Genomic DNA, 6,555 nt, shown 5'->3' on the forward strand with positions numbered 1-6,555 from the left:
CCGTCCCGGTCGCGCCCGGACTCGGCGCAGCGGGCGCACTCATGTCGAATCGTCGGCCAGCGCCCGCCCCGCCTCGCGGCAGCGTCGCAGCGCCACCCGTGCGTAGGCGGGTGTCACACCCGCGAGACCGCAGGTCGGCGTCACCGCGACCACCTCCCGAAGCTGCTCGGACGAGAACCCCAGCCGGCGCCACATCGACCGGACCGGCTCGACGGTACGGCCGACGTCGGACAGTTCGGTGTCCCGCGCCGGCACCACGCCGAGCATCAGCGCGACCCCCGCCTCGACCGCCTCGCCGATCATGTCGTCATCGGCGGGGGTGAGCAGGGTCGCGTCCACGCTCACGAAGGCCGCACCGGCCTGCCGCACCAGCCCGACCGGGGGCGATGCCGTGCAGCAGTGCACCCCGGCCGGCACCGCGACGCCGGCGAGCAGGACACCGGCGAGCAGGTTGCGCAGCCGCTCGGTGACGACACCCTCCTCGACCGCCGGCAGCGCCCCGAATCCGCTGGGCGTACGGACCTGACCGGCGAGCACCGCCGGCAGACCCGGCTCGTCGAGCTGGACGATCAGGCGGGCACCGGGCAGGACGCTCGCGATCTGCCCGAGGTGGCGGGCGATGCCCTCCGCGAGGGCCTCGGCGATGTCCCGGGCGGCCCCGGCGTCCTTGAGGGCCTTGTGCCCCCGCTGCAACTCGACGGTGGCGGCGAGCGTCCAGGGCCCGGTGACGGCAACCTTGAACGGTCCGGTGTAGCCGGCGGCGACCTCGCCGAGCGCGTCGAGGTCGCGAGCCATCAGATCACGGGTGCGACGCAGGTCGATGCCGGGACGCGGCACCAACCGCCACCCGGACGGCTGCAGATCGACCGGCATGTCCGCGAGCAGACCCGCGGCACGCCCGATCATGTCGGCGCCGGCGCCGCGGTCCGGCAGCTCAGGCAGGTGCGGCAGGTCGCCAAGCTCGTCGAAGACCAGCCGGCATGCCTCGACCGGGTCCGTCCCCGGCAACGACCCGACCCCGGTCGCCGCCCCGGGCTCCCACAGCCGGGTGCTGACGGAGGTAGCAGCTGACTGTGTCATGAGGTCATGGTCATCATCATGTGATCATCCAAATCATGATCGAAACTTCCCGGATGCGCAGGATCAGAAACCAGGCCGGCCGGCACCGCGCGAGCCGGAACCGGACTCGCCGGCACCCAACCGGCGGATATGACCCCCGCCCAGGACCCGATCACCGTCGTAGAGGACGACGGCCTGGCCGGGCGCGGTACCGCGGACCGGTTCGTCCAACCGCACGTGCAGCTCGTCCCCGACGGCCTGCGCCGTGGCCGGGACCGCCCGCCCGTGTGCGCGGACCTGGGCCGTGCACACCACCGGACCCTCGTACGGCCAGACCACCGGGTCTGCGACGAGGCTGTGGACGTCGAGTGCCTCGGCCGGGCCGACCGTCACCGTGGCGGTGACGGGCGCGATGTCGAGGACGTACCGCGGCTTGCCGTCGGGCGCGGGCCGGCCCAGGCGCAGACCCCGACGCTGCCCGATGGTGAAGGCGAACGCCCCGTCGTGCTCCCCCACGGTCTCGCCGGTGACGGCGTCCACCACCGGCCCTGGCCGCGATCCCAGCCGTTCACGCAGCCACCGGCCGGTGTCACCGTCGGCAATGAAGCAGATGTCGTGACTGTCGGGCTTGTCCGCAACCGCGAGACCGCGTCGAGCGGCCTCGGCCCGGACCTCGGTCTTCGTCGTGTCCCCCAACGGGAAGATCGCATGCGCGAGCTGCTCGGGGCGCAACGTCCCCAGTACGTAGGACTGGTCCTTGTCCGGATCCACCGAGCGGCGCAGTACCGCGCCGGACAGCTGGGCGTGATGCCCAGTGACCACCGCGTCAAAACCCAGCGCCAACGCCCGGTCCAGAACCGCCGCGAATTTGATCCGCTCGTTGCACCGCACACACGGGTTCGGCGTCCGACCGGCCTCGTAGGCGGTCACGAACTCGTCGATGACGTCCTGTTCGAACCGGTCGGCCAGGTCCCACACGTAGAAGGGGATGCGCAGGATGTCGGCGGCGCGGCGGGCGTCGCGGGCGTCCTCGACGGTGCAGCAGCCACGAGCGCCGGTCCGGTGTGATTCCGGGGATTTCGCCAGCGCCAGGTGCACGCCCGTGACATCGTGGCCGGCGTCGACCGCACGGGCGGCCGCGACCGCCGAGTCGACCCCGCCGGACATGGCCGCGAGTACCCGCATTCCGCTCACCCCCCGGATCGTCCGGACAGGCCGGACAGGCCGGACAGCGCTCCGGCGCGGCGCGCCCTACCCACCACCGGCATGATCACCCGCACCAGGGCGTCCACATCGGCACGCTCGGAGGTGCGTCCCAGGGAGAAGCGCAGGGAACCGCGGGCGCCGGCCTCGTCCACGCCCATGGCCAGCAGAACGTGTGACGGTCGGGCGACCCCGGCCGAGCAGGCCGAACCGGTCGAGCACTCGATCCCGTGTGCGTCGAGCAGCAGCAACAGTGAGTCGCCCTCGCAGCCGGGAAAGGTCAGATGAGCGATCCCGGGGAGGAGCCCCGGGCCCGGGGGCGCTCCGTTCACCACCGCGTCCGGTACCGCGGCGAGCACCCGTGCGACCAGATCGTCACGCAGGGCTGCGAGGCGCTCCGCTTCGGCGGGCCGTTCGCTGACCGCCGTGGTCGCGGCCGCGGCGAACGCCGCGACTCCCGGCGTGTCGAGTGTTCCCGACCGTACATCGCGTTCCTGCCCACCGCCGTGGGTCAACGGTGCCAGGGCCAGACCCCGGCGCACCAGCAGCGCGCCCATGCCGATCGGGCCGCCGAGCTTGTGGGCGCTGACCGTCAGCGCGTCCGCACCGCTGTCCTCGAACGACACCGGGATCGACCCGACCGCCTGGACGGCGTCGGTGTGGAACGCGATCCCGTAGCCGTGCGCAACCGCTGCAAGCTCCGCGATCGGCGACACCGTGCCTACCTCGTTGTTCGCCCACATGACGCTGACCAGCGCGACGCTGTCGGGATCACGGGCGATCGCCGCGGCGAGGACGTCGGGGTGCACCATCCCGGTGGCGTCCACGGGCAACAGCTCGACCTGGGCGTCCTGCGCCTCGGCCAGCCAGAACACGGCGTCGAGGATGGCCCGGTGCTCGATCGCGCTGACCAGTACCCGGTGCCGGCGCGGCGCGGCCGCCCGCCGCGCCCAGTACAGACCTTTGATGGCCAGGTTGTCGCTTTCGGTCCCCCCAGCGGTGAAGACGACCTCAGACGGACGGGCGCGCAGTGCCGCGGCGAGCGCCTCGCGCGACTCTTCAACTACTCTGCGCGCACGACGGCCGCTGGCGTGCAGCGACGACGCGTTCCCGGCCTCAGCGAGCGCCGCGGTATAAGCAGCCACGGCCTCAGGACGCATCGGCGTGGTCGCCGCGTGGTCGAGGTAGGTCACATCACTGAGGATATCCGCGTGTCGCCACCGTACCCCTGGAGACAACCAAGGTCGGCAAGCCGACGCCACGCTATGGCCCGTGACGTAGCCCGACCACCACCCGATCGACGGCACACGCTTGACCGCCTGACCGCTCACGAGCCGATCACAGCTGCCGTGGAGGTCCTATCGTAGGAACCATGACCGCTACCCACCCTCAGGCCGACGAGTTCGGCGACTCCGGCTTCCAACCACTGACGGTGGCCGATCTCGCTGGATATATTGGCATGAACGGTGACGAGTCGACGCGGCGGCGGCTGCTGCTGGAGTTCCTTGAAGGCTGGAAGTGGGCAGCGGATTCCGTGCGTCCCGCCCTGGTACAAGCCGAACCCGCACCGACCGGCGATGAACAGTGGGACGTGCTTCTCGCGGGTATCGCGGAACACGTCTGCGCGAGACAGGGCCGGCCCGGTCCCGCCTGGGTGGAGGACAGGATCCTGGATCGATTCTGGTTTCCCGACGACACACCAGCGGCCCGAGCGTGGGCGTTTGTCCATTCCCCGGCGGCTCTCCGGCGGAGGGGTATTTTTATCGCGGCCGAGGACCTCGAGCGGGTATGAACAGCTATCCCCTATTCGACCGTGCCGCGCTCACCGCAGCCTTCACGATGCTCGGCGAACGACTCGCCCAGCGTAGCATTGTAGCCGATGTCTACATCGTCGGCGGGGCAGCCATGATGCTCGCTTACGACAGTCGTCGCGCGACTCGTGACGTGGACGCACTGTTCACGCCCCACGGAGTCGTGCTCGAAGAGGCAGCGTTCGTCGCGGGCAGGTTGGGACTTCCGAGGAGTTGGATCAACGAGCAGGCGAGCGTCTATATATCGACGAAATCCGATCAGGAGGCGCGGCCGGTCTTCGAACACCCAGGTCTGCGAGTAAGTGCGGCCTCACCACGACACCTCCTCGCAATGAAGATTCTCTCCGCTCGCCGTTACGCCGATCTCGCGGACACCGTCGAACTTCTCCGCATTCTGCGAATCACGACGGTAGATGACGTGGAACGAATCTGCGCGGACGTCTTCCCGCAGGAGCCGCTGACGGACAAGAGTCGACTGTTCGCCGAGGACGCGCTCGGCGCTGTAACAGGGACACCACGGGATGCGGGTTGACGTCAGCGTCCGCATGTCTCATACCGATCATACCTGATCTCGGTATCGAGCCGAATGTGCCCGACTGATGACCATCCAGCCGGGCACAGCTGTGCTGTGAAGGCGGCCCACAGCCGTGGCGTAGCCCGACCCGCGCTACCCGACCTGGCCTCGGCCGCGCTCGATCACCGCACCGCGCCGTCGGGCCACCTCGCCGGCATCCAACGAACGCCGGCCCGCGACATCCTTCTCGTTCGCGATCGCGTCGGTGACGGTGCCGAACTCCGACTGGTGATACATGGCCCGGATGTCAGCGAGATCCCCCGCGGGGATGGTGGCGATGTTCGCGGCGATCTCCAGAGCCCGCGCCAGCAGAGTCCCGTGTGCCACCACCTCGTTGACCAGACCGATCCGCAGCGCCTGCGCCGCGTCCACGTAGTTGCCCGTGAACGACATCTGACGTGCCCAGGCGAACCCGACCGCCTGGGGTAGCCGCCAGGTCATCCCGCCGCCCGGCATCACGCCGACCCGCGCGTGGGTGTCGGCGAACCGCGCGCGCTCCGAGGCGATACGGAAGTCGCAGCACAGCGCCCATTCCAGGCCACCGGTCACGGCCGCCCCGTTGATCGCTCCGATCAACGGCCTGGTGGTCGCCAGCACCTGATCGAAAGGTATTTCGTCCCAGTTCGCAGCCTCGCTGAACCTGCCCTGGCCCACCGCGACGAGGTCCAGGCCGGCGCAGAAGGCCGGGTCGGCACCGGTGAGGACGATCGCCCGCACATCGTCCCGGGCGTCGAGGTCGACGATCGCGGCTCGCAGCTCGCCGATCAGTTCAGGAGTGATCGCGTTACGGACCTGGGGACGGTTCAGCGTGACAACCGCCGCGGGCGGGCGGACATCGACTAATACATTGGCCATATCGCCTGAGCTTGCCGGCCCGTTCACCCGGACGCACCCGATCCGAAGATCGGACGCAGCGGGACGGCAGGGCGCAGCGGGAGCGTGGTGCGGGCGTGCAGACAACCCCACCAGACCCCGGCGCAGTAGGCCGCGTCGTCCGCCATCCGCAACGCGACGTAGGGGACGAGCCCGACATCCGGACGTTCTCGCCACCAGTCCCACGCGGTCGGTATGGTCGCCGCGACCAGCAGGACACGACGGCCGGGCCGACCCGCACCGAAGGCCAGCAGCGGCAGCCACACGCGCCGCGCGGTGTCCGCGGCAGCCCAGCCTGCATGCTGCCGGCCCCGGGCGACCAGGACCGCCGCGTGTAGCCCGGCCCGCGGCACGGGCGTGCGCAGGCGGGTGAACGTCCGGCGCAGGCGCCAGGCGCTGACCACCGCGCCGACCCCGGCAGTGGCGGCGACCGCGGCAACCGCGGCAGCGGACCCGGTCGCGACGACGACACCCGCCGCGACACCGGCCGCAGCGCCCCGCACTGGCCGCAACGGCTCGGGATGGCGCAACGCGAGCGCTGCCGCGGACGATCCGTAGCCGACCCGCTGCCTGACCCAGCCCCGCCAGGACGACCGGGGCTGGTGGAGCACCACCGCGGCCGGTTCGTAACGCACCGACCAGCCGGCCGCGGTCAGCCGCCACACCAGGTCGACGTCCTCGCCGTAGCGCATCGCCGGGTCGAAGTCGGCCAGCTCCCGGCGGATCAGCAGCGCCGCGGCCGGCAGGTAGGAGATACGGCTGCCCGCGCGGACCGGACCGGGCCGCAAGCCCAGGTCCAGCGGCGACCGGGACATCTCGTACCGGGCGCGCAGTGCCCGGTGTGGCGCTGAGGCGACCCGCGGGGCGACGAGCGCGACCATCGGGTCGGCCAGCTGCGGGAGCAGCCTGGTGAGCCAGTCCGGGCCGGGCAGCACGTCGGAGTCGACAAAGGCGACCAGCGGGGTTGCCGCGGCTCGCGCCCCGGCCATGCGGGCGGACGCGGGCCCCAGCGGCGAGTCATGCCGGATGACGCGG

General features: G+C 71.1%; 7 protein-coding genes. 2 read left to right on the forward strand and 5 right to left on the reverse strand.

The genetic code is table 11. The features are described from left to right. Positions 1-39 precede the first annotated feature (39 nt). The 3 genes from U9980_RS02810 to U9980_RS02820 all read right to left on the reverse strand — a co-directional run bounded on the left by U9980_RS02810 (position 40) and on the right by U9980_RS02820 (position 3,455). Positions 40-1,080: a methionine synthase gene (locus U9980_RS02810; protein ID WP_322766547.1), complete on the reverse strand. Its 1,041-nt coding sequence runs from the start codon at positions 1,078-1,080 to the stop codon at positions 40-42. Between the two features lie 63 nt (positions 1,081-1,143). Beyond that, on the reverse strand, positions 1,144-2,244 hold the full coding sequence (gene mnmA, locus U9980_RS02815; RefSeq protein ID WP_322766557.1) for a tRNA 2-thiouridine(34) synthase MnmA: 1,101 nt from the start codon (positions 2,242-2,244) through the stop codon (positions 1,144-1,146). Positions 2,245-2,249: 5 nt separating this feature from the next. Continuing rightward, positions 2,250-3,455, reverse strand: coding sequence for a cysteine desulfurase family protein (locus U9980_RS02820; RefSeq protein ID WP_322766548.1), 1,206 nt, complete (start codon positions 3,453-3,455; stop codon positions 2,250-2,252). A gap of 179 nt (positions 3,456-3,634) precedes the next feature. Here U9980_RS02820 and U9980_RS02825 point away from each other — a divergent pair, with 179 nt between their 5' ends. Continuing rightward, positions 3,635-4,054, forward strand: coding sequence for a hypothetical protein (locus U9980_RS02825; protein WP_322766549.1), 420 nt, complete (start codon positions 3,635-3,637; stop codon positions 4,052-4,054). Continuing rightward, positions 4,051-4,605 (forward strand): DUF6036 family nucleotidyltransferase, encoded by a 555-nt coding sequence (locus U9980_RS02830; protein WP_322766550.1) that lies wholly within the window; start codon positions 4,051-4,053, stop codon positions 4,603-4,605. The genes U9980_RS02825 and U9980_RS02830 overlap by 4 nt, the downstream gene beginning before the upstream one ends. A gap of 135 nt (positions 4,606-4,740) precedes the next feature. Here U9980_RS02830 and U9980_RS02835 read toward each other — a convergent pair whose 3' ends face one another. Both U9980_RS02835 and mftF read right to left on the reverse strand, forming a co-directional pair. Beyond that, a complete protein-coding gene (locus tag U9980_RS02835; protein WP_322766551.1) occupies positions 4,741-5,502 on the reverse strand; it encodes an enoyl-CoA hydratase in 762 nt (253 codons plus the stop codon). Between the two features lie 23 nt (positions 5,503-5,525). Continuing rightward, on the reverse strand, positions 5,526-6,555 hold a 1,030-nt coding region (gene mftF / locus U9980_RS02840), incomplete at its 5' end, for a mycofactocin biosynthesis glycosyltransferase MftF (protein ID WP_322766552.1).

It is taken from the genome of Protofrankia sp. Cr1 (assembly GCF_963555865.1).
Classification (GTDB): Bacteria; Actinomycetota; Actinomycetes; order Frankiales; family Frankiaceae; genus Protofrankia.